Below are 23,393 nucleotides of genomic sequence, written 5' to 3' on the forward strand. Positions count from 1 at the left end.
ATCATTCGGCCCCTATTCCCATCGGCCTTACAGTAATCGTGGTGGACACGCTCACCCCTATGGAGCGCGGCGCGCGCATGGCGCTGGTCAAGGGGCGGGACACGAAGCCGGAAATGATCGTGCGCAAAATGTTGCACGCCATGGGCTATCGCTACCGGCTCCAAGCCAAGGATTTGCCGGGCAAGCCCGACATCGTCTTCCGATCACGCCGCAAGGTCATCTTCGTTCATGGCTGTTTTTGGCACCGCCATCCCGATCCAAATTGCAAGCTCGCCCGTCTTCCCAAGAGCCGCCTCGATTTTTGGAAGCCCAAGCTAGAGGCGAACGCCGCGCGCGACAGTCGCGCCGTGAAACGCTTGGAGGCGATGGGATGGAAAGTGTTGATCGTGTGGGAATGCGAGTTGCGCGAGCGAGAACAATTAGGCAACAAGCTCAAACGATTCATCGGGGAGCAGACATGAAGGCTATCGAACTATTCGCGGGCGCGGGCGGACTGGGGCTGGGCGTCACGCGCGCTGGCTTCAAGACCCTCGACGTTGTCGAATGGGATCGCTGGTGCTGCGACACGATCCGAGAAAACCGCAAGCGCGGCAACGCGGGCATGGGGCAGTGGCCCCTGCCCCGCGAAGGCGACATTCGCGATTTCTCGTTCACCAAGTTCGAGGGAAAGCTCGATCTGGTCACTGGCGGTCCGCCATGCCAGCCTTTCTCGCTGGGCGGCCGCCATCGCGCCCACCAGGACGATCGGGATATGTGGTCGGAAGCGGTCCGTGTTGTTCGCGAGACGAAGCCCAGCGCCTTCATTTTCGAGAATGTGAAGGGACTGACGCGGGAAACCTTCGCGACCTATTTCAGCTATATCTTCCTCCAACTGTCCTACCCTGAAATCGCCCTCAAGAAGGGCGAAAGCTGGTTGGATCATCGCGCCCGGCTGGAACAGCATCACAGTTCCAACGGCAGTTCCGCCCTCTCCTATCAGGTCTTGCCCCCCAAGGTGCTGAATGCCGCGAACTTCGGCGTGCCGCAAAAGCGGGAGCGTGTTTTCTTCGTCGGCTTCCGTTCTGATATGGGCGTCAAATGGTCGTTCCCCGAGGAAACCCATTCCCGCGAGGCGCTGCTTTGGGATCAAGCCAAGGGCGACTATTGGGATCGTCACAAGATCGCGAAGCGGGATCGCCCTAGCCTTCCGGCCGTCGCTTCTCGCTTGGATGGGCGGCCGACAGCTAAAGCATGGCGGACGACGCGCGACGCGCTGATTGGCCTCCCCGATCCCGAATTGTCTCCCCGCGCAAAATCCGAGTTCGCCGATCATCGCTATCAACCCGGCGCGCGAAGCTATCCGGGGCATACGGGTAGCCCGCTGGACGAACCCGCCAAGACCCTCAAGGCTGGCGTCCATGGCGTGCCAGGCGGCGAAAACATGCTGCGGCGCCCGGATGGTTCGGTCCGCTATTTCACGATCCGCGAAAGCGCCAGATTGCAGACATTCCCGAACGAAATCGTCTTCCATGGCTCTTGGTCGGAAACGATGCGCCAGTTGGGCAATGCCGTGCCCGTTGATTTGGCCCACGCCATAGCCCAATCCGTCGCGCCCCATCTTAAGGCGGCGGCAAAGAAGGCTGGTCGGGCCTAATGACGGAGGTCTATAACCCGCTCGACAAGGTCAATCTCGGTAAGTCAGTGGCGGACGCACTTCTCGCGCGCCCGGCGCAACCGCTCGCCGATATTCAATCGTTCGAGGGCGCTGGCATCTACGTTCTCTATTACAGAGGGCCGCATCCCAGCTATGCGCCTCTAGCAGAGGCGAACGCGGACGAAGCGAAATGGCCTATCTACATCGGCAAGGCGATACCGTCTGGCGGACGGAAAGGCGCCAGCCTGTCGGCCAGCGCCCGAGGGACGGCCCTCTACAAGCGATTGGCCGATCACCGTGATAGCATCAAGGAAGTTGAAGCGGGGTCAGGCTCGCTCTCGGTCGCAGATTTCGATGCCCGCTATCTCACGGTCGATGACATTTGGATTCCGCTCGGCGAAAGCCTTCTGATTGCACGCTTCCGACCAATTTGGAACATCGCCCTCGACGGTTTCGGCAATCATGATCCTGGTAAGGGAAGATACAGTGGCCTCCGCCCCCTCTGGGACCATTTCCATCCTGGACGGCCTTGGGCCGATCGGTGCGCTGGTAGAAGTGAAACGAGCGTAGAAATTGTGCAACGCGTCGCCGACTTTCTTTCAGCACACCCCATCGAGCATTATTAAAACAGATTTCATATAATAATTACCACAAATAATATTATTCATATGACCACTGATCGCACATGATCTCTTTCGCAACAAATGCGGAAGCAAAACAGCAAACTTTGTGAAGTCGGTCATCTTTTTCGATGCCGCAGTCATCGGCAACTGCTTTTATACAAAGAAACTCGGGAGCAGCAGCGTGAGGATAGCGGCAGGCGTAATAGAAACCGTAAGATTCCATATCAACTCCCCCCACGCTTTCATTCAAAGATTTTACGCTTCCAAGCACATCGTGATCGCCAATCACAGCCGATCCAGAAGCGAAGGGAATAAGCTTAAAAGACGGCTTGAGTATTTCACCATTACTCAGAATAGCCATCTCTGCCGCCAGGCGACTTTCGCTTTTCAATCCATGCTCAACGATGTCGCGTGCGATGCGGTGAATAGCGGAATTTCTGATAGAAATCGGTTCGGGGCGTGCATACAACCGCGAAACTGACTCGTTCGGCTTCCACTTGCCATAGTCCCAATCAAGTGCCATCTCGGCGAATAAAATATCTCCGAATTCAGCTTTTTTAGGTATCCCGCCACAAAATCCCGTCATTATTGCGAGCTTCGGACGCAATTGGCAAATCAGACCCTGTGCTTCAGATGCCGCAGATGGCTGACCCGCGCGACCTATTGCAAAACATGCGCCTTTGCGAGGCTTGCCGCTCAAATCGGTGAAGAAAAAGGTACCCAGCCCTGGAATTTGAGGATGTTCGCTGATCTCGAATAAATCACGATATGGCGATAATTCCTTGTCCAGCGCCGTAAATATAAGAGCATCATAGTCATATCGAGTTAACAATGCGCTAGATTTTGATTTAATAGCATTCTCAGCGTACAGTGTCCGATCACTAAGCTGTTTTTTCCAATCATCATCTCCATCTACTTCCCGCAATACGGCCATCAGGTGCGGACCAATATTGTTATTCACTAAATCCAAAGCATCAGCGTCCCGCGTTATGCCGATCAAATTTGAAGGCACCAGCATTGGAGAGCCTGCAAACAGCTCCTCCAAAATGCCTTCGATCACGCTAAAGCCGACGTTTCCTCGACCCTTTACGTTTGGGATAGTCAGATCAACGACGGCAAAATCATATAAAGTTCCGGTCAGTTTCTCGCGGGTACGAATGCCATCTACGGCTTCGCAGATGATAGCGTGCGGGACGGCACCTAGGATCACATCCTTAATCTGCGATCGAACTTCGTCACGGTCGTGAACTACCAAAACTCTCATCTATCTCTTCCACGCTTCAAGAAATTTGAGCAAATCCGCTTGCCAACCTATTGGACCATATCGGACACATCCGAGATAGCTATCTCCTAACCAATCATAGGCCAGTTGGTCGACGTCCTCCAAATTCATGATCGCATTGTCAAATCGATCAGGATCTTGAAAGCTGTCGAAACCAGTAACTAATATCGTAGGGATGGAAATTTGCATGAGGTGCATTCTCTCCAGAATGTCGATACCACCCATGGTAGCATGCCCAGAGCTATAATCGAACGCACCTGACGCTGAGATATCCATAGAGATATCTAGTAAAATAAGAGACCATCCCCCATTCATCACGGCATCTTCAGCATCATTCAAATTTTCTACACGAGTAACGCAATATTTACTTTTCAATACAGTGAGTAGAGACGCAGAAATATCTGCAAATTTCTCACTAACATCCTCGACAACGAGAATCTTATTCATGAATCAACACCAGCTTCAAGGCCAAACGCACTCAGCGGTATGGCTACGTGATATGAACCCAACCGCTTAAAGAAATGTAGAACTAACGGTTCACGCGCCGTGGATGATGCCAGGTACGCCAACTTCTTGGTTCCGCTTTTCCCTTCGCCGAAGAGGCTATCCTGAAGAGTTTTATATGGGTGCCCCTGCACTTCCTGGCGATCCACGGTATCACTGCGGGCGAGATTAGATGCGATAACATGCCCGTCCTTTACAAAATAACGCAATTTAGCGGCGGACAATCCAGCATGCTTTATGGCGTTCCGAGCCAATTCGCTCAGCAGATCGTAAAAATGTCGAATTTTATCCGGGCCGAACGATTGGTTATGGACCACCGATGGCAACCCTCGCAGCCTTAAGTCACCTCTGCTGATTTGAGCCTTGTACCGTTCTTCAACGGCGGCGAATATTTCCGCAGCTGTCAGCGACGTAGTTCGCGCTATTATTGGAACTTTGAACCACTCTTCAATTTCGATGGCGCGCCGCGATATCGCGCTGCTAAGCGCTTGGGACGTACGAACGACGTCCTCCTCGTCTTCACCCAATCCTATTAATCGGGATGCCTCGTTTTGGATCGTCGCGTCCAAACACGGGGCCAAGTTGTCTCTAAGAGACTGTCGAACTCCTACTAACTGCTTCTCTAGTCTAACCTTCAACCATTCGAATACCAAATCTATCAACATATCTAAGTTTGAAACATCCCTACCCTTTTCAATAAGTCCATTCATAGAACTTTTATCCGGGATGAGGTCGAACAAAGCTTTCTGCTTATCCTTTCGCTTGGTGTGCATTTCAGCATCAAGCCATTTTTGGATATCTGAGTATATGGGCCGTTCGAATTGCTTGACGTATTCGACGATTGACGCTTTTGGTACATTAAGGATTATACCCTCTTTGATCGTTCCGATCGAGTTAGCAAATTCCCTTCGAAATGCATCATGTCGAATACGAACAGATAATATCGATTCGATACCGGCAGTAGGATGAGTAAGAAAGGTTTCAACGATCTGGCAGATCGTCATCGTCAACGGCCAATCTATATTTTTAACCTCGTATTCCACACTGGCGCCGTTTGCGAATGGATAATTTGAAACTCTTTCCTGACCTAACAGGGACAGTTCATCGCCTACGGCATCAGAGATCGCCTCATGGGCCGTGAAGGTGTCACGAACACGAGTGTTAGTATCTATCTTCAACGAAGCCCACGGAATTTCGAATTGCCGTGCACCAATACTCATACGGGATAGCGTTGCGGTTAGCGCCTCTTCTTCCTGAATGAGAACTTCTTCAGAAAGCAAGTTGTTGAAAAATCCGAATTTTTGAACAGACACTTCAAGAAGGACTATTCTGAGTGAAATTGCAGCCGTGTAATTGTCCGCCAATCGAAGTTTCATGATCGTTTCTGGCGTCAATACTATTCTTATAAAAGCAAGAGAATTTTCTTTAAATTCTAAAAACAACCATTCAGCAAAGTCCTCAATCGACTTTTGTCGAGCCAATGGTTCAACGGCCAACCGCAACGCCACGGATTCTCGTAGGAATTCTTCGAGCTGCCGAAGTAATAAGACATATATTCCTGCTGCACTTCCTCTCAACGGCATGATCCCGACCGTTTTCAGAACGTCATCAAGCCATCCCCAGTCCAATCCGGAGAGATAGCGCGGATGCACCCAAATCGGGAATGCCGACCTTGCTTGCTCGCTCCAGGCATTCAGGCGCCCCTCGAACTGTAAGCGCGCCAACGTCCAATTAGTTGAATTAATCCATATCCGGTCACTTCGCTTCTCCCCGTCACTTCCGACCGCCTCTGCGACGAAGGATTCCATTGTGGCGGTGGACACCGCACCAGGAAGGGCATCTGTTTGAATGGCCTTAAATCCGCCGGGCGCTAACAAGCTTAGCGGCGTGATCGCTCCAAATATTAATGTTCCGCGCAATCTGGATAACGATTCGTTTTCGTCGCCGTCGCGGCTAAATAGAAATAATGAGCGGCAGACAAAATCCACGATGCTCGCACACCGTAAGACAGCATAGCGCTTTCTGAAAGCATCTAGCTCCTCAAAATCGGATGGATCAGGATATCGAGACCAACGCACCCGAACTAGCGCGGCCATCATAGGAGATGCCGATTTTAGATCAGGCTCGACCCTCTCCGATACGTCGATAATCTTTTCAATAATCTTTCGATCATCTTTATCCTTATCGAACTTAACACCCAAAATTTGCATTGGAACTTTAGCAATGGGCAGCGAAATTCCATCAATTATATCGCAAAGCTGCTTCAATCTATGACCAGGAAAAACTTCCGCGATCGATTTTAGAATACCGATCTGCTCCGCCGTGACGCTAATCTTCTGAGCGACGTATCGCTCAATTTCGTATGTGAGATATTCGAGAGCATCATACGGATGGCTCAACAATCCGATATACGCCCTTACGGCCAAGTTAGGCGCACCAGAAAGGTGCGGCTCTAATAGAAATTTAATTAATCTACGCTCGTACAGGCAATGTTTATCCTTCGGAACAACATGAAGAAGAAGTTGCTCAATGACGTTATCGTTTGGCAAATTAACGTGAAAATATACAACTGGATACAATAGTCTGTTTTTTGTCCATGCAGACGTCATGTTTTTATTTAGAAATTCACGTATCGCGTTATCTGAATAAGAATGCAGCGCAGCATACAAACGCATCGACGCCATAGCCTGCTGATCTGCAGGGGCAAACTCAGCAAAAGTATTTTTATTTTTTCCGCTTCGTTGTGAATACCTAACCCAGACGCAACAGAGTCAAAGGCTGTCCAATTATCGATCCTCTCCCGATTTTCGATAATGTACCAGCTAACGAGTTTCAGATAGTTCGTCTCAAGCGTAAGATGAGTGCCTTCCCACATCGAAGCAATTTGCCCAATATGAGTTCTAGTCAGAGGCAGCGCTTGCGCAAACGAACCGCTCGGCACTTTTAAAGAGCGCGTGCGGAGGAATGAATTAATTACTCCAAGCTTAGAGTTTGGAGCGGCAACAAGATGGCGATGGATTGCAGCTATCACCTCGGAGGTGGAACTGTTCCCCCTCATCACACCTGCAATAGCGTTAGTTATCCCTTTTTTCCGCGGCGTTGCCACCGATATCTCCCCCGTTGCAATTTGGACGATCTATCCTGCGCCGCGCTCCGTTTCAACAGCGCCCGGCAATAAAAAGGGGCTGATTAGCTGGTCGCGGAATGGCGGCTTTGGCAGTTAAATTGCTAAAGCGGATAAAAATGTCAGCAGCCGTTACGAAGCCTGCTTTCGATCACTCGGGCGTCAACTTGGCAAAGCTGCTACGCCTCCGCTAACCTCACTCTATGTCGGCAAGCCAGTCCACACAGACGCCGAAGCCGTAATTAGCCGTCTCGCAGACGCAACCCGGCGGCGGCATTATATAGGCATCATTTGCCTTGGTATGCTGCCCTTCGAGCGACCAGCAGACCGGGCATTCCTTGTTCAGAATGTCGTATTTGAAATCACCCTTCCACGCGGACACCTCGGCCATTTCCTTGGCCGTATTCCTGACCGTCCTGTATCGGGCCATGATGAAATAGGCCCTGAGCATGACGAGTTCGTGGGCTTCCAAGGGCCGCATCAACCCGGCTTCGGTCAAATCGTCATATGCAGCACGGGAGAGAAACGCATTGGAGCGCAGACTGAGAGCCTTCTTCTCCTCCTTGGTCAGTTGCTCGCCCTCTTTGCGATACCGGGTAGTCGTCAAACAGGGATGCTCGACCAGGTCAAAGGTCATCATCTCGGCGATCGTCTTGGCGGCATGCGGCTTGACAAGCCCCAGAGCCTCCACAGCACTATCGATAGCGATCACCAGCATATATCACCCGGCTCCATGTCCTTATAAGCGGTCATGCGCTCACCATTGTTGTCTAAGCGGTATATTGGAGACGACAATCCTGTCCCCGGCGTTCTCGATACCTGCGGCGGTCATTTCATCCCTGAGCGCACGGAAGACCGTTTCAGGATACGCGCAAGGCCCGATCATCACCCCGGCGAGAATGTCGTTGAGGTTCAGCTGGGGGATGTTGAACAGCGGCCCCTTGTCGGGATTATGGAATGGCAGTTCATACACCGTTTGAGGGATGCCGTTCAGGCTGATGTTGAAAGGCACCATGGTAGCGGCAGGATACTCATATGGCCTATGAATGATGCGCCACTCCCTCTCCTCCTCAAAGCCCGGATGCTTGATCGAGAACATGGCCAGTTGCAGCGCGTTGGTCGCCGCATTCGATATTATCTGGGCATCCCATGTTTTGAGAAAGTCTGAATGCGCTTCAACCTGAGCAATTGCCTCCGCGAACTCCTGAACGAAATGGTTGGGATCGCCATACAGAATTGGCGACACTCCGACCTCTAAGCTGGGTTCTAGTTCCAGATCAGCAGCACCGCCATGGAAGAGCAAAGCAACGCCAGCAACCGGCCCGCCATATGCACGCCACATGGACAATCGACCTAAGCGATCATTCGGATCATGCTCACTGACACTAGCTGTGAAGATGGCTTCACGTGCATGGTTCCTATGGGCAAGATGCCTCCTAAACACGTCCTCTCCCAAGCCGGGACTGATGGCATCCAACACAGCTTTGTATCGCTCTCCCATTTCACCGCCCAGAACGGGCTGCATGACAGAACGACCGTACTCGACCTCAGAAAAGTCATTCATGACCGCTGCATTGCGAAGCCAGAGAGAACGTCCCCTAACGATCTTCATCGCAGTCTCGGCAGTCGTATAATGAGCCAACAAGCCCTTTGCTTCCGCAAGCATCTTCGTCCTCTTGCGATCATAGCAGAAGAAGACTTCTAGCAACTGACGAAGATTAGCATCAATTGGCATAAGCAAAATCCTACTTAGTCAACCTTTCGCCGAAAGAAATGGCTAAGAGCGAGACAGATCACTCCCACAGCCATAGAGCCGAGAAGCCACTTGTTTAGGTCATATATCTGATCGACACTTTGCCTAATTGCGGTAATAGACTGCTCATTGGACTGCCTAACAGTTTCAACGTCGCGCTTGAGCAATGGCAGTTCAAGTGCCTTGGATGGGTTGTCGAGTATGATGTTATCGAGAGCAGCCTGTCGCTTCTCAATTTCAGATATTCGGCGCTGTATGTTTTCCAGTGCCACTTTAAGTGCAACGGAGGGAGCGTCATCTGAGATAGTGATATTCAGGTGAGCCAAGTCGTTCTTGAGCTGAAGAACTTGCAGTTTGAGAGAAGCAATCTCTTTGACTGATGCAGCAGCGGCAACAGGTTGCTCCATAGGTGCAATCTGAATATCGAATTTGCCGAAGATAGGAATTAGAGCAGAAGGAACCGCAGCAGCCATTCCAGCAGCAGCAAGAGCAGTGGCAAGACGCTGGGTTTTGCGGGTGGTGCGCTTTATGCGCTCTTCTTCGGCTTCATACTCTGTCAGCTTGCGCTGATCGTCTTCGGTCATTCGATCCCCCATAAACCCGGCTTTTGAAGCCAAACCCATACCTACGGGCATGGACGAGAAAACAAATATTTTCAACGACTCGACTGACGATTATGATCTCCGACTTAGCCCTGCCTGACTTTGGTCGACGGCCGAATAGTCGCGTCTTCGCCTGTAAATAGGTCGTCTGACCCTCAACGAATGACCGCTTTCGGGAGGGTTCAACGGGTCGAAGAAGGACCAGGATTTGGCGTTATCGGTTGTTTGAGATAAGCTCAGGCCCGGACCGGGCGGCACCGAGATTTTGCTTGCCAAATTGTTCCTCAAGACACATAACGTGTCCTGGCCTGTTTTGAGAATACTCTTAACATGCTGAAATTATCCGATTTATTGGCAGCACCCGTGCGTACGGTGCATTACAAAACGCCCCCGGCGTGCGTCCTTCCTTCGCAGCGCTTTCCCGCGCTGCGCTGCCTCGTGCCGGTAGGCGCGGGGCACCCCGAAGGGGCCTTATAGCATATGGCCAAGCGATATCCTTTCCGATCGAAATATCCGGGCCCCATGCCCCCGATCTGCACCCAGTCTGGACGCCGCGACTGCTCAGGCTCTTCTGAATTGCGCCCCGCTATCGCCCGTGTCGTGGTGCCTTCCCGCGAAGCAGTTGCATCCTATGAAAAACATGGCACCATCATGCCTGGCGGACAGACCTTCGCAGATCTGAAGGATGACGCATGCCCAAAATGAATGACCGCGAACGACTCGCTGACCTTGAAGCGCGGCAAAAGAAAATCGCGGAAGATATCCTCGATGCCCGCCGCGCTTTGCGCGGCAAATATGCATCCATCATCTCTGACCTGGAGATCGAGCGACTGTCTGAAAAGGAATTTCGCGACATATTGACCCAAGCGATCCGGGTCGGCGGCACAGCCTGTATCGCAGCCCTCAAGCCGCTCTCTGTTCCCCATCGGGCCGAACAGGCAAAGCGCCCGTAGGGCGTCCCTGCGACGAGCACGGCGGAGCCGCGCGCAGGAGGCCGATGCCGACAAGGCATCGCATCGCCCTGGCGACGGACCCCGTATTAGGGGTCCTGAGCCCGGGCGACCTTTCCGTCGCCAACAAAAAAAAGGCCGGCCCGAACACAGTCCGGACTGGCCCTAAGCAATGCTCCTCAACAGGCTGCCCTGCGTTGATCTGCAAGTCGGAAGAAATGTGCGGGCACGCCCTTGCCCCGGATCGCGCGGGCGAGCTGTGACTGGACCCCGCTCCCTTCGCAGACCAGCGCTTCGACGGGGTTCAACGCCAGCATCGCGTCGTTGCGTGCGAACCCGGCCCGGTCGCCCAGATGACGCCATTTGGCGAGAGTGAAAGCGATCACCGGCACCTTGCGGCTTGCGGCCCAGGCGGCGGCGATCGCATCGCATCCTTTGTCCTGCGCGGTTGTCGCAAGCACCATCATCGGCACCCGCATGTGGATAGTATCGAGCCTGTCCCACAGGAGCTGGCTGTCGTCCCATGTCTTGCCGCCGGAGAAGATCACGATCGGCCCCTTGGGCGCATGCTGGTCGATCCGGCGCTGGCGGCGTGCTGCGAGGAAGTCGGTCGCCGAGACCACCGTTGCCGTGCGCTTGCTCGATACCATAGACCCCCTCGGCGCGGACCAGGGGCGCCCTGTTTCGGCAGCGAAGGTCTGGGCCGCATGATCCCGCATGCAGGCCACCGCCTCGCGCGCTTCATCGAGGGACTGGCAGATCGTCTGCGCATCTTCCAGTTCGGCCGTCAGCACCTCGCTCCCGTCGGCGTCGCGGATGAGATCGCGGACCTTGCGCGCCGCCTTATCCGCCTCGCCGTCGAGCTGGTCGGTGACCTTGTGGAGGCTGTGCACGATGCCCCAGGCAAGCCTGTCCGCTATCGCTTCGAGCCTTGTGTTACGCAGTAGATCGAAGAAGGTTCGGACCACGAGTTCGGTCGCCAGTTCCGCCTCACGGGCGAGCGGAAGTCCGGCATCGGTCTCGTCATCGGCATGGCTCATCCGAAACCCGTCGATCGTTTCCGTGAAAGCATGTTCGAAGGCGGGGCTCGCGCTTTCCTCTGCGATAAGGTCGGCAATTTCTTCGGTGCTGCGGATGGTGGTGATCGTCGTCATGTGAACCTCCTTGAATTGAAAGAGGTCTTTTTTCCGGCACGGGCTCCGAGCGACGGGGTCAAGGATCGCGTAGCGACCGCGAAGCGGCGGTGGGGGTCACGATTTTCTTTGGCGGCCACCAACGCCCGAACGCCAAGCGCCATCCTCGCCCCGCCAAGGAAAATGGTGGGGCCCCACCGTCCTTGAGGCCGGCGCTGTCCCCGTGCCACGATTAAAAGAGTTGAGAGAGAAGAGGAGGCTTGCGAAGCTGGGGCTCGATGCCCCCGATTCGCAAATGGGTGCCTCACGCGCCGCCCCCTCGACGACCACCCTTCATGCCCAAGGATGATCGACGCACTACTGGCGCGATGGGCCCAAGCCAACTAGGGCCCGGCTCATGAAGACGGCACGCATGACGGACGACAGGATATTGCGGATGGGTGAGCAGGCAGAACGGGTCGACAGTGCGTCGCGGGTCATCCTCGCGAGTCCCCGCATCCTGTTCAGGACTTTCCGTGACACCGAGACGCTCAAGGCCTGGAGGGTTCCCGAAGGGGTCACGGGCAACTTCACGGCGCTCCAGCCGCGCGCCGGTGGCGGTAATCAATTGAAACTCCTCTAGGGGGACGAGCGCTATGGCATGTCCGCGCCGGGCATGGATCTGATCGAGGCGCGCTTCGTCGAGTTTCAGCCTGACGAACGCGTCGTCGAGCAGGTCCGCTTCATCGGTCGGGACGGCCAGACCGCGGCCAAAATGATGTTCGAGACCCTGATCAGCCCCGTACCCGCCGGAACCCAGGTGACGCTGCGCGCGACATCCCTGCCCGACGCAATTGATGCAAAAGAGCATGAAGACGCGCTCGCCGCGTCACTGCGGTGCCTGGCGCTGCTTACCGAGAGAAAAAGAAAAAGGCGGCCGCTCCAAATTGGAGGGCCGCCTTTCTACCGTTCAGTTGATCGTCGGCCCGATCCCCGGCGGGCAGATGATAACCGACGAGTTACCATCCTGGAGCTGCGCCAGCGGCGTGACACCCTGAATGCTCCCCTCACGCCACACATCGCAAATGACATAGATATGAGCGCCGGTCTGCCGATCGGTGCACTCCATCAGAGCCAGATCACCCCGCTCCGCGGCACGCAAGAGCAAGGTGTAATTGCGGACACATATTCCGGGGAAAGTCATGGCCGCCTCACGCCGCTTGAGCGAGCGATTGCACCGCGCCGGGCCGCCGCAGCGCGCCTGCCGGTATCCCCGCCTCGCCCTTGCGAAAAGCATGGATGGGTACGCTGGCCTTGCGAAGCAACTGATAGAGATTGGCCTGAAGCCCCGATCCCTCACAGAGCAGCGCTTCCACCGGTTTCAGTTCGACGAGCTTCCTATTGCGATTGAAGGCAACCTTCTTGCCCACCCCATAAAGGCCATAGGCCACGAGCGGCACGCCATTGCCCGGACGCGCAGCCCAGGCCGCGGCAATTGCGTCGGCGCCCTTGCGCTGTCCCGTCGTCACCAGCGTCATATGGGGCAGACGCGCCTTGATCTGATCGAGCCGGTCCCAAATGGGCTGCCAGTTCTCCCACTGCGCAGGACCTGAAAAAATGACGATCGGCCCTTGTGGCAGATGGCGTTCGCGCGCGACGAGTTGCCGCTCGCGCAGGAAATCCTGGACGGCGATCTGGCTGGCAATGGATACGCTCGAAGCCCGCGAGCCCTTCGCCGGGGACCAGGGCCAGCCCGAAAGCGCACGATACATTTCGGCGGCATAGTCACGCATACATTCGATCGCGTCGCGCTGCTCGGCAAGCGACCGGCAAACAAGCTGCTTTTCCTCAAGTTCGTTCGAATATACTTCGCTGAGGTCAGGTCTGCGAGCCAGATCGCCCAGTTCCTGCGCAATGGCGTCCTCCCGCCGTTCGATCTTCCCGGCGACGAAGTGGAAGGAATTGACTATGCCCCAGGCAATCTCCGGCGCGAAGGGTTCAAGCCGCGTGCCGGTGAAGAGATCGAAGATGGCAGCGACGATCCCACCGCATTCGGCCTGCGCCGCAATGGGCTCTGGCATATCATATTCGCCAGGTTCATCGCCCGGTTCGATGATCGAGAGCGGCATGGTATCGCCGAACACCGCCTGGAATTCCGGGGTTGCGATGGCCTCGGCATAGAGGGTCTTCAAGTCAGCAAAGCGGTCGACGCTTGCGGGTCGCGTGCGGGTCATATCCTGCTCTTTCGGAATAGAAGATTTGAAGGAGCCGGGAGCGCGAACGCCCCCGGCCAGGGAAGAGGCAAGCCGTCAGAAGGGAACCTCTTCATCGAGCGTATCGTCGGTCGCGCGCCCGCCGCTCATGCCCGCCGTGCTGTCGCCGAAGCCGCCACCCTCGCCGTCGGCAGAATAACCGCTGCGCTCCGGCCGTGTCGTGGGTCCGAAATCGTCGCGGCGCTGGGGACGCCGCCATGCGACCCGGAACCCATCCTGCTCTGTCCCGAACAGCGCGATCGAGAGAGGCTCAGGCAGGCTCGGGTCATCGATCGAACCCTGGAGGAAGGCTTCGCCGGTGGTGCGGGTGGCGACTGCTTCCCACAGGGCGCCGAGCTTGACCCAGCGATTGCCGACATTGAGCGCGATAATCTCGTAGACCGGCGCGCGTTCATGATTGCTCTGGACCGGACGCAGGCCCAGCCGCGGCAGGTCGATGGTGTTGGTTGCGATCCAGCCCTGGAGTCGATCGTTGCGGACGTTGAATTCACCGATATTCATGGGACATTTCCTTTGACGTTCATCGCTCTCGGACCATCCGAAGCGACACCCACCAAAATCCCTCTCTCCTCTCTGTCCCGACCCATCGGCAGGCGCTGCCGCAAGCGGCGGGGCGCAATGCCGCCCCCTTCTCCCCGCTCGCTTCCATGCGCGATCGGCGCTATAATGGCCCCCATGGATCCCGAAACGATGCGAACCATCGCGCAACTGGCGCGATCTCGCGCAGAGCGCGGAAGCTCAGCCGCCCGTGGCGACGGCCTGGAGCGGCTCGGCGCCGCGCGCGCCCTCCGCCAACTTGCAGTCGACCTCGACGCCACTGCCCAAGAGTTCGAACGCCGCCCCCAGAATTTCAGCCCGCGCAGCTGATCCCTGTCCCAATCGCACTATCAGCAGCGCCGCATTCTCGGCAGCCGATCGTAACCCGCAGGGCCGAGATCCGGCGCAGCCGGAGCTTGGTCGGAGCGGCGCTGCAAGCGCCGCGCAGATAGAACGGCGGTGCCCGCGCAAGCGGGCAGCCGCCTGCCAACCTTCTTATCCAAGACCGCTGCCTCACCTCTTGGCAAAACCGCTCATGTCTGCTGCACCTTCGAAAGCTCTGGGACAGATTTTTCAACAAGCCGAACTGGAAGCCATTGCCAGCGCTTTGGGCGATACAGCCAAGGGTGTTACCAATCCGGAGATCGGCAGGCTGATCGAAACCTGCGCCATGGTGGATCCCGGCGCCATGACGAAGCGACACCGCATCTACCAGGCCTTCGCTGAATGTCCGAACCGCCTCTAGGATCGAACACGGATTCTGGACTTCATCCGGCATGCAATGAAGCCGGCGCGTTATGCCCGCGAACCCCATTGCTTCGAGCCAATACGCGCCAATCTCAACCGGGCGCTGGCCTCTGCAGGTCTTGTGGTGACGGAGGCCGGCCTGGTTAAAAAGGCCGAGCAAGCGACACCCCTGCCAGAGGCTCAGCGCAGGGCGCAGGAGTTAAGAAGCGATCTGGAGACCCGCGGCGTCCATCCCGATGTTCTGCGCTACTGCCGCGCAGAGCTTCTCACTGACAAACATTTCCATGCCGTTCAGGAGGCCGTCAACAGCGTCGCCAGCAAAATCCGGGAGAGGACCGGTCTTACAGATGACGGGGCAGCGCTTGTCGATCGCGCGCTGTCCGGCAATCCTCCCATGCTGGCCGTCAACGCGCTCGTGAGCGCGAGCGAGCGCAGCGAGCAAAGTGGTTTTGCAAATCTCGTACGCGGCGCCTTTGGCATGTTCCGCAATCCAACAGCGCATGAAGCTCGCATCCACTGGCCGATGACGAAATCGGATGCAGAGGATCTGCTCTCGCTGGTTTCACTGATCCATCGGCGACTTGACGCCAGCCATATGCCGCCACGCGCTTAAGTCAGGAGAACGAAGCCGGCTCAATTACCCTTGCCAGGCGCGAGCGAAATTTATATGTCCATATGCGGAATGGACACCACCGACCTGTCGCCGGGTCAAACGTCTGATACTCTTTATGGATATCACGCAACCCATCCGATGGGCTGCTGCGTAATCGGCGAACGGCATGCTCAAATCGGAGGTGTACCGTGTTCCAGCTTACGATCCCTGTTACCCAATCGACTCTCGATGCCGCCAAGCTTGCGCTCACCAAGGCGCTCGGCGCAGTCAAATCGTCTCACCGGGCAGAGGCCATGGCGCGGGGCTTTGGCTTTCGTACGCATGCTGCATTTCTGGAGCGCGCACGATCGGGACGAGCCGAAGCGGCCACAGTAGATGGGACAGCCTTTGCGCAATATCTTGCCAGGCATGATTTCAATGTGGCGGGATCGACGCTTTACCGCGCTGCCGCGCAAGCCGCGCTCATCGGCGTCGCCGAGCGGTTTCCGACCCTGACGGCGGCCGGCTTCGGGATGGGCCGGTGGCGATCTGTCGAAACGCCCCAAGAGCGGCGCGCGCGGTTTGCACAGGGTCGCGCCGACCTCGTCAGCGAATATGCCGCTGCCCCGTTCCTCGCGAGCCTCGCCTTCGTTTCGCGCGTTGAACGGACAAAGACGATCCGTCCCGCGACGAACAGCTATTGGCTCAAGCACGTCGCCGAGGATTATGAGTGCACATATCCTGACGGCGAACATCTGGGACCGGTCTATGTCCCCAATGGCTTGCTGATCGCCGCCGCCATCCATGCCGGCTTCGATGTGAAACCGCACCGGGACGACTATGGGCGAGAGAAGCTCAACGCAGGCTTCAACATGGGGAAGTCGTCACTTTACGACCTCGATTGCGAGATACGACCGGATGGTGCCCGCGCACAGGACCGGCGCCGCGAAAAGGAACAGCGCGCGGCCAAACAAGCAGGCTACTCCTATTTCTAACGCCGCTGGCGGCCGCGGCGACCCATCAGTACCCACAAGGAACTGCATCAGGTCGCCGCGGCCGCCATGACTACATCCACCGCACCCCTGCTTACGGTCGCTGTCATGGTCCGGCCGGCCGGGACGAGCCAGGAGACATCGCGCCGGATCGCCTCGGCAAGCTGCGCCCTCAGCGCTTCTTCGTCACCCAGCAGGATAGAATTCGCCATATGGCGCGCTTCCATCTGGAAGTTGGAGCGCTGGGTTTCCCAGCTGTCGGCGCCCCGGTCTTCATCCGGCGAGAAGAGGCTCGCCTCGATAAGGTCCGCAAGCTCATCGGGGTCGACGGAAGCCTTATCATCGACAAGGATCGTCGCGTCGTCGATGCCATAGCAATCCACTGATCGAACCATCATCCGCAGGGGTGCCTCGCGGGTGCTGATTGCAGGTTCAGACCCTGCGGCCACGGCGATGGTCATTTCGAGGCGAAGGGCGGTGGCCGAGCCTGTCTCCCCAGGCGAGGCAAGCTCGGCGTCATCGATCCACGTCTGAGCGCCGCCCCGCGTGAAACCGAAGCGCAGGCTCGCAAGTCGTGGCAGCACGTCATACCAGCTATAACCTTCGAAACCGCGCTCGGCACAAACTGCGGTCGCCCCTATAAGCTGGGGATCATTGAGGACGGGAGCCGCACTTTGTGCAACATCGGGCTCCTGATCGGGAATGATGATCATGGCCTGGTCGCGCACGGCAGATCCCCTGAGCCGAGCATAGGGTTCGGCAGTCTCCGGCGTCCAGGCTTCAAGACAGGGCAGAGGCTCGGGCAGCATGATGCCCAGCGCCCGCGCTTCACTCCATGAAGCATAGGAAAGTCGATGGTCGTCCTGTCCCAGGACCACCCGGTAAATGGCGCGCCGACACGCATCCAGCAAAGCGTCCAGCGCGGGCCCCGCGATCACTTCCTTTCGCCCCGGAAGCACAAGCCGGAGGTTGGGCGCGTCCTGTATATCGACCCTGGCGGTCCATCCGCCCGCCCTGTCCACATCGCCGATATGCGGCAGATGGCAATCGACGGTAAGTCCGTAGAAATTGAGGCGGCTCTGTCGTCCGGTGGGCGCCTGCGCACCATGGAAGACGCCGATGATACAGCCTTCCCAATATTCGCAATACGCAGCGTCCGCGAGGAAGTCGGCACGGGCAAGAGGTTCTTTGTTGAGGAAGACCGGCAATGGGTAGAAGCGGGCGCAATCCGCCGCCGCGCCATTCAGCGCTGTCACCCAAATTTCAGGCGCCTCAATCAGAATCTGGGTACCGTGCTGGATGTCGCAAGGCTCGATGGGAAGCGCCCTCTGGTCTTCCCATGCCTCCGCTGGGACCACGACCCGCCAGCTGTCCACGCCGCACGCAGCAGAACGGATTTCAACCCAGCGACCCGCAAGGCTGAAGACGCCCATGCCGGCAGGATCTTCATTCTGCCGCGTTTCCGGCGTCCAGTCCGACCGCCCGAGCGACAGGAGCACGGAAGGGTCGGCGATCCCCCTGCCATCGTCACGAACGCTCAGCATCTGCATGCCAGCGCGTTCGAGCAACTCGATATCAACTCGCGATGCCCCAGCTCGCCGCGCGTTCTGTAGGAGCTCATGGAGGACGTCCTTCACGGTACCGTTGAAAAGACGCGTGACTTTCGTGATCGCTTCCTGGCTCACAGACGAGCGGATAGTGGTAGGCAAGGGCATGGGATCATCTCCTTCTTTGGCAGCACTGCGCGCCGTGCCCACACATCCCCCTTCCCTCCGTCGTCCCACCCCGTGAAGACCTGGCTCAAAGCAGCGGAGTTTCGTGGAAGCGATCGAGCCAACTGCGCATCGTTGGGCGACAATGGAGGTCAAAATCGCCAGCCCGTTCCTGGAAGGTCATGAGATCAGGCGGAGCGAGCCGCGCGATTGCATCGATCTCTTCAGAGGGCAGCAACGCCTCGTCGCGAATGAACTGGGTCATCGCGCCGGGGCGGGCCTGGGCGCCCCGGCATCCTCGAACGGGCTTGCGCCACAGGCCATCCACGTTGCGCAACCTTGGCTTCGCGCGCGCTTCAATGAGTATGATGAGCCGCAGATATTCAGGCGGAAGCGTGCGCACCACTTCCGGCTTCATCGCAGCGCAGAAGAAACAGGATGATTTGACCGGCAAAGGGAGCCCCTCCTGGCGGATCCGCGGGACACAATCAGCGCGTGTCCATCCCCATTCCCGCAGCGGATAGCGGCAATGGAAACGCGGGTCGTCATAGCCCTCGCGATCGGCATAGCGCCGCGTACCGGCCGGCGAACAATCATAGCCGACCAGCTTTGTCACCCGCTCACCTCGCGCCCATGTTTCATGGGCTGGGCGGCCAGCTCGCCGCCCAGCGATCCTGCGGCGCGATCTTCCATTTCGCCGAGCAGCTATGACGACCAAAGCTGATGGAGGGCAGTGTTCCGTTCGTCAGCAGATTTTCAGGGAGCGAATTATAGGGCGGCCAATGGCGAAACCGCCTGGGTTCGTAGCGGACGACATGGTTCTCGATGCAGAGATCATCCATCCAGGCGCGAAAGATCGGGACAAAACGATCCGTCTCAGGACGCTCGCTCCCGGTGTCAGCCATCAGCACGGCGTCAGGCGGCTCACCTCGGGCGACAAGCTCGATAATCATCGCCGTTGAATCGACGCCGGCGCCCCACGCGGTGAGGACAGGTGATCGGCGGCTCATCACAGGATCCACGCCAGCACGCAAAGCGGCGTGCCGGGCGGCCTGTCGGTTACGCGGACCGGCTGTATCAGATCGCCCGTAGCGACGACATATTGCCTCGCGCCCGTGGCACAACGCAGGCGGGTCGCGAGCCGATAGGCATGTTCGAAGGACGCGAGACGCGCTCGCAAAGGGGACAAGGTCTGCATCGGAGTTCCAACTTGATGGGTTTGTCAGTGGGCGTGAGAAACTGCGCGCAATTAACGGCATGAAAATGCCGGAACGAATATCCGTCCTACCAGGGGAAGGTCGGCAAGGCGTCCTCGGTGGGTCCGTCGCAATCGAGCAGGACATAGTCACAGCCCTGCGCGCGTCCGAGCTCCAGAATTGCTGGAATTTCCTTCGGGAGATGCCGTGCCGTCGGACCCGCTCGCCTCGACACGCGTCGGAATGAACCAGCCATATTGGGTTGGCGCGACGGAAAGCGGCTGGCGCGCCGGCGGCAGGTCGGCCCAATCGTTCAACAGCTTGCCCGTCGCGCAGCGGATATGGGCGGTGCCGAGCACCAGATACTGGCCCTTCTCCATGAGTGGTCCTTTCGATGTTCAGGGATAGCGAAGCGCCGCCGCGAACTGGCGCAGCAACGACGTCATTTCGGCTCTTAACCGGGCACGGTTGGAGATGATCAGCTCCGGTTCGAGCGCCTCACCAGCAGGCGACCTGTAGCCGGTAGCCGCGAGGCCAGGAGCAACCTCGACAATGATCCGATGGCCGCGAGGAAGGTGCGGTCCGGTATAACGGGCCGTGAACTCGCCCAGACGACCGTAGAGTCCCTGAGTGATCTTTCCCCAGCGAATATGGCCTGACGCGCGTACGTCGCCCTCCGCAAGCCCGCGGCCAAGCCACAGCCGGAACTGGGATCGTCTCTGTATCGCCGAGTTGCGGACCCGCTCCATAGTGCGGCACAGGGGAATGGTGGATGCTACGCCATCGAGAAACGCGAGGCATTTGTCCTCAACCGCGATCAGCATGTCCTCAAGATCGCGGCCCTGCATCCATCGAGAGAGATTTGGGCACCACTCGTCCGGCGCGTCCAGCGAACAGAAGCCGCGATCGCTATCCATCAGCACGATCACGAGCCGATCCGATAGCCCCTGTCGATCCAGATCAGCGGCGAACATGTCTGCATGCACTAAATCGATGATCAACAGCCGCCGCGTCCAGCGAACGGGTCGCGGCGCGTCCGTCGGAGCGGACCAGCAACTTGGCAACGGCCGTGGCGGAGTTGACGATCCTTCTCCCTGCGCTGCCGGCTGGCTTGCGACGGCGGAGAGCGCGCGGCGCGCCGTATCGAACAAATCATCGGGGCATCCGCCGCCGGCCCGGAACCCAAGATCATAGGCCGCTGCGGCTGGTGCCCCCTCAAACGAATGCGATCTGGGTTCCCTGCCGGCCGTTGCCGCATAATGTCCATCGGCAAAGGCGACGGCCTCGTCCCATCCCAGGGCATGCTCATCGCGCGCCCGCAGGATGAGCGGAAAGCGTGGATCGACACGGCCAGCCGCCAGCTGCCTTTCGACGAAGGCGAAATTGGCGGCAACGCGGTTCCGCTCGGTTTCGAGCCGCATCGCCTCGTGGATCGGACGCAGGGCAGCCACGCGGGCACGGGATCGCTCCATTCGAAGATCAAGCGGCGCAGTAAATTCAAGATCGGGATAGGTTCGCCAGGCCAGGGCAATCGCAGCGGCGTGGTCGATTGATCGCCCGCGCGCGAACCAGCACGCGGGATCTCCCGGATCGAAGACCTGCGCCGTCATGGCGCGGGGCGCTCGATCGCCCTCCAGGCCACAACCGCTTCGCTAAGCGGGGTCTGCTGATAATGATCAAGGCAGAAGATCGGGAAGCGATAATCCTGCTCCGTGTCCACTTTGCCGAGGTCTTCCGCCAGGTCGCGAATATACTGAGCGAGCGGCGTCACATGTTTCTCATCCACCCATGTCGCAAGATTGTCGCTTTCAGCGCCGCACAAGTCGCAGGTCGTGCATTCGAATATGCCCGAAATTGTCCAGTCCTGGACATCCATGTCCCACCGGGCAGCCGCGTCCCGGACAAGCTGATCCGATCCGCAGTCCGCGCAGACCGGTCTGACACGGGCACCGGCTGGTGAAGGATCTGTATCGTCGGGATCGAGCGGGACGATGGTCACCGTGTAGGACAAATCGGGCACACGCTCATTATGATAGGTACTTGCCTCCGCCACCCTGGAGGCAGCGGCTTGCACCTCGCTGCTGTCATGAACATCGAGCCGCACGGTCTGCGTGGCGAAAGCTTCAGCGGCGCTGAAATAGTCGATCCTGACTTTGAAAGCGCAATGGGAAGGATTGGTAGCCATGATAACACTCCTTAAAAATGCAAAAGCCCGGCTCTGGGCCGGGCTCGTTGGGGTTGTTGGATTTGAATGCGAGGGTCAGTCGCTGAAGGGGCCAGCTGCGATCTCTGCGATCCAGGAGGCTGCCTCGTGGAAGTCCGCATCATCGTCTGTGACGAGTTTCGCCAAGGCAATTGCCCCAGCGCGGCCCAGCTGGCCAAGGCGCTGAAGAGCCGCGAGCGTGGCCGGTGCCAGCGCGTCGGGATCCGCCGCACCGATTTCGTCGATATTCATGATCATGTCCTTTCTCGAAAATGGGCGGCGAATGAGCGTCGCGCGTCAAACGGCGCCGTCACGCCAGTCAGTTGGCGCGCTGGAGCAGGCCCCTCGCCTTGCCCTCGAGTTCAAGCCGGCTGTCCTGATGCGATCGCGACCGGGCGACCGCAGTGATGCCGTTCACGAAGTCATAGAGGGAGGCGGGCGGATGGCCTTCCTCTTCGAGAACCGCGGTGATGATCTGCTGGGTATCGGCTTTGGAGAATCCGCGTGTTCGCAGGAAACTGGATCGATCATCGTCGGTCCGGGCAACGATACGCTCGCGCGCGGTCTTAACCCCCTCAATGAAGCGGGCCGGCGAGGATTTCGCGAAATGCGCCAGTGCCGGTGCAGCCTCATGGGCGAACCGGTTGGCTGCGAACTTAGAGTGGCGGATGTTGACCTCCTGAAAATTTTCCACGCCCCACAAGTTGCGATTCATGCACACGGCGCGAAGATAGAATGTCGCAATCCCAAGGGTTTTTGAGCCGACCTCCGAGTTCCAGCAGTAGAAGCCGCGAAAGAAGAGATCGGGCTCGCCATTGGGAAGCTTACCGGCCTCGATCGGATGGGTATCATCGACAAGGAACAGGAAGACATCGCGATCCGAGGCATAGAGCGTCGTCGTTTCCTGGCTGACGTCGACATGGGGATTATAGTGCATCGTGCCCCAGTCGAGGACTCCGGGAACCTTCCAGCGTGTGTCACCCGTCCCGTTGCCGGCGATCCGCATCACCGCCCCGACCAGTTCATGATCCCAGATGCGGCCATAATCGGGGCCGGTGACCGCGCGCAATTCGGTGCACCCGTCGCGCGTTTCAAGCATTTTCACCTGCTCGCCTCGATGCTGGATCAGTCCGTGCTGCATGTTGATGCCGGCAAGGGCGGCGGGAAGCGCTCGCAGATAGGAAGCGGGCGCGCCCACAAGGCTGCAAAGCTGGCCAAAGGACCAGTTTGTGGGCGCCACCGGTTCATCCCGACCGGGTACGATCAGGGACAGACGTTCCGGTTCATCGCTGCGCGCAACCACGCGAACAGAACGGCTTTCGACGATATGGGTCGTCGCGGCATCGGCGCGTGCGCGAACGCTGTCATAGAGATCGGCAAGCGAGAGAAAGCGCTCGTCGTCAGGTCTTGAGAACCATTCGGACGAAACACGACCGATATTCTGGCCGCGACTGATATCGACCTTGTAGGGAGCCTGCGCGGGGCGCGGGGCGGGAGCCATCATATTCATGGGGTGGATCTCCTTGGCAGGATCAAAGAGCAACACTTTGCTGCTCCG

General features: G+C 57.8%; 28 protein-coding genes. 9 read left to right on the plus strand and 19 right to left on the minus strand.

The genetic code is table 11. From position 1 onward, the window contains the following. Nucleotides 1-41 precede the first annotated feature (41 nt). Genes U5A89_RS01150 through U5A89_RS01160 form a run of 3 tightly spaced genes read left to right on the plus strand, consistent with a single transcriptional unit; the run spans nt 42 to nt 2,259 of the window. On the plus strand, nt 42-461 hold the full coding sequence (locus U5A89_RS01150; RefSeq protein WP_338159386.1) for a very short patch repair endonuclease: 420 nt from the start codon (nt 42-44) through the stop codon (nt 459-461). Further along, a complete protein-coding gene (locus U5A89_RS01155) occupies nt 458-1,633 on the plus strand; it encodes a DNA cytosine methyltransferase (RefSeq protein ID WP_338159387.1) in 1,176 nt (391 codons plus the stop codon). The genes U5A89_RS01150 and U5A89_RS01155 overlap by 4 nt, the downstream gene beginning before the upstream one ends. Beyond that, nucleotides 1,633-2,259, plus strand: coding sequence for an Eco29kI family restriction endonuclease (locus U5A89_RS01160; RefSeq protein ID WP_338159388.1), 627 nt, complete (start codon nt 1,633-1,635; stop codon nt 2,257-2,259). The genes U5A89_RS01155 and U5A89_RS01160 overlap by 1 nt, the downstream gene beginning before the upstream one ends. A 34-nt stretch (nt 2,260-2,293) precedes the next feature. Here the strand turns inward: U5A89_RS01160 and U5A89_RS01165 are convergent, their stop codons facing one another. From U5A89_RS01165 to U5A89_RS01190, 6 genes are all read right to left on the minus strand, one after another. Then, entirely contained in the window at nt 2,294-3,520 is a 1,227-nt protein-coding gene (locus U5A89_RS01165; protein ID WP_338159389.1) for a phosphorylase family protein, read from the minus strand. Next, nucleotides 3,521-3,985, minus strand: coding sequence for a DNA-binding transcriptional response regulator (locus U5A89_RS01170; protein ID WP_338159390.1), 465 nt, complete (start codon nt 3,983-3,985; stop codon nt 3,521-3,523). Continuing rightward, nucleotides 3,982-6,717, minus strand: coding sequence for a hypothetical protein (locus tag U5A89_RS01175; RefSeq protein ID WP_338159391.1), 2,736 nt, complete (start codon nt 6,715-6,717; stop codon nt 3,982-3,984). The genes U5A89_RS01170 and U5A89_RS01175 overlap by 4 nt, the downstream gene beginning before the upstream one ends. Nucleotides 6,718-7,362: 645 nt before the next feature. Then, nucleotides 7,363-7,884 carry a hypothetical protein gene (locus tag U5A89_RS01180; protein ID WP_338159392.1) on the minus strand — a complete coding sequence of 174 codons (522 nt, stop codon included), beginning with the start codon at nt 7,882-7,884 and terminating at the stop codon, nt 7,363-7,365. A gap of 39 nt (nt 7,885-7,923) precedes the next feature. Further along, a complete protein-coding gene (locus tag U5A89_RS01185; protein WP_338159393.1) occupies nt 7,924-8,901 on the minus strand; it encodes a DUF2971 domain-containing protein in 978 nt (325 codons plus the stop codon). 14 nt (nt 8,902-8,915) lie between these two features. Beyond that, nucleotides 8,916-9,503: a hypothetical protein gene (locus U5A89_RS01190; protein WP_338159394.1), complete on the minus strand. Its 588-nt coding sequence runs from the start codon at nt 9,501-9,503 to the stop codon at nt 8,916-8,918. Between the two features lie 710 nt (nt 9,504-10,213). Here U5A89_RS01190 and U5A89_RS01195 point away from each other — a divergent pair. After that, nucleotides 10,214-10,474: a hypothetical protein gene (locus U5A89_RS01195; RefSeq protein ID WP_338159395.1), complete on the plus strand. Its 261-nt coding sequence runs from the start codon at nt 10,214-10,216 to the stop codon at nt 10,472-10,474. A 176-nt stretch (nt 10,475-10,650) separates the two neighbouring features. On the opposite strand, the gene U5A89_RS01200 is transcribed toward U5A89_RS01195, so the two are convergent. Beyond that, nucleotides 10,651-11,625, minus strand: a complete 975-nt coding sequence (locus tag U5A89_RS01200; RefSeq protein ID WP_338159396.1) for a DUF2493 domain-containing protein — start codon at nt 11,623-11,625, stop codon at nt 10,651-10,653. Nucleotides 11,626-12,001: 376 nt separating this feature from the next. Between U5A89_RS01200 and U5A89_RS01205 the strand changes: the two genes are divergently transcribed. After that, on the plus strand, nt 12,002-12,226 hold the full coding sequence (locus U5A89_RS01205; protein WP_338159397.1) for an SRPBCC family protein: 225 nt from the start codon (nt 12,002-12,004) through the stop codon (nt 12,224-12,226). 327 nt (nt 12,227-12,553) lie between these two features. Here the strand turns inward: U5A89_RS01205 and U5A89_RS01210 are convergent, their stop codons facing one another. The 3 genes from U5A89_RS01210 to U5A89_RS01220 all read right to left on the minus strand — a co-directional run bounded on the left by U5A89_RS01210 (nt 12,554) and on the right by U5A89_RS01220 (nt 14,357). After that, nucleotides 12,554-12,880 (minus strand): DUF6117 family protein, encoded by a 327-nt coding sequence (locus tag U5A89_RS01210; protein WP_338159398.1) that lies wholly within the window; start codon nt 12,878-12,880, stop codon nt 12,554-12,556. Further along, nucleotides 12,795-13,817, minus strand: a complete 1,023-nt coding sequence (locus U5A89_RS01215) for an SLOG family protein (RefSeq protein WP_338159399.1) — start codon at nt 13,815-13,817, stop codon at nt 12,795-12,797. The genes U5A89_RS01210 and U5A89_RS01215 overlap by 86 nt, the downstream gene beginning before the upstream one ends. 75 nt (nt 13,818-13,892) lie before the next feature. Next, nucleotides 13,893-14,357 carry a DUF736 domain-containing protein gene (locus U5A89_RS01220; protein WP_338159400.1) on the minus strand — a complete coding sequence of 155 codons (465 nt, stop codon included), beginning with the start codon at nt 14,355-14,357 and terminating at the stop codon, nt 13,893-13,895. A 165-nt stretch (nt 14,358-14,522) separates the two neighbouring features. On the opposite strand from U5A89_RS01220, the gene U5A89_RS01225 reads away from it, so the two are divergent. From U5A89_RS01225 to U5A89_RS01240, 4 genes are all read left to right on the plus strand, one after another. Beyond that, nucleotides 14,523-14,723: a hypothetical protein gene (locus tag U5A89_RS01225; RefSeq protein WP_338159401.1), complete on the plus strand. Its 201-nt coding sequence runs from the start codon at nt 14,523-14,525 to the stop codon at nt 14,721-14,723. A 205-nt stretch (nt 14,724-14,928) separates the two neighbouring features. Then, on the plus strand, nt 14,929-15,138 hold the full coding sequence (locus U5A89_RS01230; RefSeq protein WP_338159402.1) for a hypothetical protein: 210 nt from the start codon (nt 14,929-14,931) through the stop codon (nt 15,136-15,138). 36 nt (nt 15,139-15,174) lie between these two features. After that, the gene (locus U5A89_RS01235; RefSeq protein WP_338159403.1) at nt 15,175-15,753 is read left to right on the plus strand and encodes a TIGR02391 family protein; all 579 of its coding nucleotides are present in this window, start codon (nt 15,175-15,177) and stop codon (nt 15,751-15,753) included. 188 nt (nt 15,754-15,941) lie between these two features. Then, nucleotides 15,942-16,727, plus strand: coding sequence for a hypothetical protein (locus U5A89_RS01240; protein WP_338159404.1), 786 nt, complete (start codon nt 15,942-15,944; stop codon nt 16,725-16,727). Nucleotides 16,728-16,774: 47 nt separating this feature from the next. Here U5A89_RS01240 and U5A89_RS01245 read toward each other — a convergent pair whose 3' ends face one another. From U5A89_RS01245 to U5A89_RS01280, 9 genes are all read right to left on the minus strand, one after another. Further along, nucleotides 16,775-18,439: an ATP-binding protein gene (locus U5A89_RS01245; protein ID WP_338159405.1), complete on the minus strand. Its 1,665-nt coding sequence runs from the start codon at nt 18,437-18,439 to the stop codon at nt 16,775-16,777. 85 nt (nt 18,440-18,524) lie between these two features. Beyond that, complete coding sequence (locus tag U5A89_RS01250; protein ID WP_338159406.1) at nt 18,525-18,854, minus strand: hypothetical protein; 330 nt, start codon at nt 18,852-18,854, stop codon at nt 18,525-18,527. 220 nt (nt 18,855-19,074) lie between these two features. Beyond that, nucleotides 19,075-19,458, minus strand: a complete 384-nt coding sequence (locus U5A89_RS01255) for an adenine nucleotide alpha hydrolase family protein (protein ID WP_338159407.1) — start codon at nt 19,456-19,458, stop codon at nt 19,075-19,077. A 262-nt stretch (nt 19,459-19,720) separates the two neighbouring features. After that, nucleotides 19,721-19,822 (minus strand): DUF5983 family protein, encoded by a 102-nt coding sequence (locus U5A89_RS21260; RefSeq protein WP_445190621.1) that lies wholly within the window; start codon nt 19,820-19,822, stop codon nt 19,721-19,723. Continuing rightward, nucleotides 19,782-20,012 carry a DUF5983 family protein gene (locus U5A89_RS01260; RefSeq protein WP_338159408.1) on the minus strand — a complete coding sequence of 77 codons (231 nt, stop codon included), beginning with the start codon at nt 20,010-20,012 and terminating at the stop codon, nt 19,782-19,784. Before U5A89_RS01260 ends, U5A89_RS21260 begins: the two co-directional genes overlap by 41 nt. Before the next feature lie 18 nt (nt 20,013-20,030). Continuing rightward, on the minus strand, nt 20,031-21,242 hold the full coding sequence (locus U5A89_RS01265) for a hypothetical protein (protein WP_338159409.1): 1,212 nt from the start codon (nt 21,240-21,242) through the stop codon (nt 20,031-20,033). Beyond that, nucleotides 21,239-21,817, minus strand: coding sequence for a hypothetical protein (locus U5A89_RS01270; RefSeq protein ID WP_338159410.1), 579 nt, complete (start codon nt 21,815-21,817; stop codon nt 21,239-21,241). The genes U5A89_RS01265 and U5A89_RS01270 overlap by 4 nt, the downstream gene beginning before the upstream one ends. Nucleotides 21,818-21,892: 75 nt before the next feature. Beyond that, on the minus strand, nt 21,893-22,087 hold the full coding sequence (locus tag U5A89_RS01275) for a hypothetical protein (RefSeq protein WP_338159411.1): 195 nt from the start codon (nt 22,085-22,087) through the stop codon (nt 21,893-21,895). 67 nt (nt 22,088-22,154) lie between these two features. Next, nucleotides 22,155-23,345, minus strand: a complete 1,191-nt coding sequence (locus tag U5A89_RS01280) for a DUF932 domain-containing protein (RefSeq protein ID WP_338159412.1) — start codon at nt 23,343-23,345, stop codon at nt 22,155-22,157. Nucleotides 23,346-23,393: the final 48 nt, after the last annotated feature.

This window comes from Sphingobium sp. HWE2-09 (genome assembly GCF_035989265.1).
Classification (GTDB): Bacteria; Pseudomonadota; Alphaproteobacteria; order Sphingomonadales; family Sphingomonadaceae; genus Sphingobium.

Coding starts and splice junctions, on each gene's coding strand:
- U5A89_RS01185 (WP_338159393.1), bottom strand. CDS start 8,901: ATGCCAATTGATGCTAATCTTCGTCAGTTGCTAGAAGTCTTCTTCTGC.
- U5A89_RS01225 (WP_338159401.1), top strand. CDS start 14,523: ATGGCCCCCATGGATCCCGAAACGATGCGAACCATCGCGCAACTGGCG.
- U5A89_RS01265 (WP_338159409.1), bottom strand. CDS start 21,242: ATGACGGCGCAGGTCTTCGATCCGGGAGATCCCGCGTGCTGGTTCGCG.
- U5A89_RS01215 (WP_338159399.1), bottom strand. CDS start 13,817: ATGACCCGCACGCGACCCGCAAGCGTCGACCGCTTTGCTGACTTGAAG.
- U5A89_RS01250 (WP_338159406.1), bottom strand. CDS start 18,854: ATGAAGCCGGAAGTGGTGCGCACGCTTCCGCCTGAATATCTGCGGCTC.
- U5A89_RS01175 (WP_338159391.1), bottom strand. CDS start 6,717: ATGCGTTTGTATGCTGCGCTGCATTCTTATTCAGATAACGCGATACGT.
- U5A89_RS01210 (WP_338159398.1), bottom strand. CDS start 12,880: ATGCTTTTCGCAAGGGCGAGGCGGGGATACCGGCAGGCGCGCTGCGGC.
- U5A89_RS01230 (WP_338159402.1), top strand. CDS start 14,929: ATGTCTGCTGCACCTTCGAAAGCTCTGGGACAGATTTTTCAACAAGCC.
- U5A89_RS01160 (WP_338159388.1), top strand. CDS start 1,633: ATGACGGAGGTCTATAACCCGCTCGACAAGGTCAATCTCGGTAAGTCA.
- U5A89_RS01235 (WP_338159403.1), top strand. CDS start 15,175: ATGAAGCCGGCGCGTTATGCCCGCGAACCCCATTGCTTCGAGCCAATA.
- U5A89_RS01260 (WP_338159408.1), bottom strand. CDS start 20,012: ATGGAGAAGGGCCAGTATCTGGTGCTCGGCACCGCCCATATCCGCTGC.
- U5A89_RS01220 (WP_338159400.1), bottom strand. CDS start 14,357: ATGAATATCGGTGAATTCAACGTCCGCAACGATCGACTCCAGGGCTGG.
- U5A89_RS01165 (WP_338159389.1), bottom strand. CDS start 3,520: ATGAGAGTTTTGGTAGTTCACGACCGTGACGAAGTTCGATCGCAGATT.
- U5A89_RS01195 (WP_338159395.1), top strand. CDS start 10,214: ATGCCCAAAATGAATGACCGCGAACGACTCGCTGACCTTGAAGCGCGG.
- U5A89_RS01280 (WP_338159412.1), bottom strand. CDS start 23,345: ATGAATATGATGGCTCCCGCCCCGCGCCCCGCGCAGGCTCCCTACAAG.
- U5A89_RS01200 (WP_338159396.1), bottom strand. CDS start 11,625: ATGACGACGATCACCACCATCCGCAGCACCGAAGAAATTGCCGACCTT.
- U5A89_RS01245 (WP_338159405.1), bottom strand. CDS start 18,439: ATGCCCTTGCCTACCACTATCCGCTCGTCTGTGAGCCAGGAAGCGATC.
- U5A89_RS01190 (WP_338159394.1), bottom strand. CDS start 9,503: ATGACCGAAGACGATCAGCGCAAGCTGACAGAGTATGAAGCCGAAGAA.
- U5A89_RS01180 (WP_338159392.1), bottom strand. CDS start 7,884: ATGCTGGTGATCGCTATCGATAGTGCTGTGGAGGCTCTGGGGCTTGTC.
- U5A89_RS01205 (WP_338159397.1), top strand. CDS start 12,002: ATGAAGACGGCACGCATGACGGACGACAGGATATTGCGGATGGGTGAG.
- U5A89_RS01170 (WP_338159390.1), bottom strand. CDS start 3,985: ATGAATAAGATTCTCGTTGTCGAGGATGTTAGTGAGAAATTTGCAGAT.
- U5A89_RS01155 (WP_338159387.1), top strand. CDS start 458: ATGAAGGCTATCGAACTATTCGCGGGCGCGGGCGGACTGGGGCTGGGC.
- U5A89_RS01270 (WP_338159410.1), bottom strand. CDS start 21,817: ATGGCTACCAATCCTTCCCATTGCGCTTTCAAAGTCAGGATCGACTAT.
- U5A89_RS01275 (WP_338159411.1), bottom strand. CDS start 22,087: ATGAATATCGACGAAATCGGTGCGGCGGATCCCGACGCGCTGGCACCG.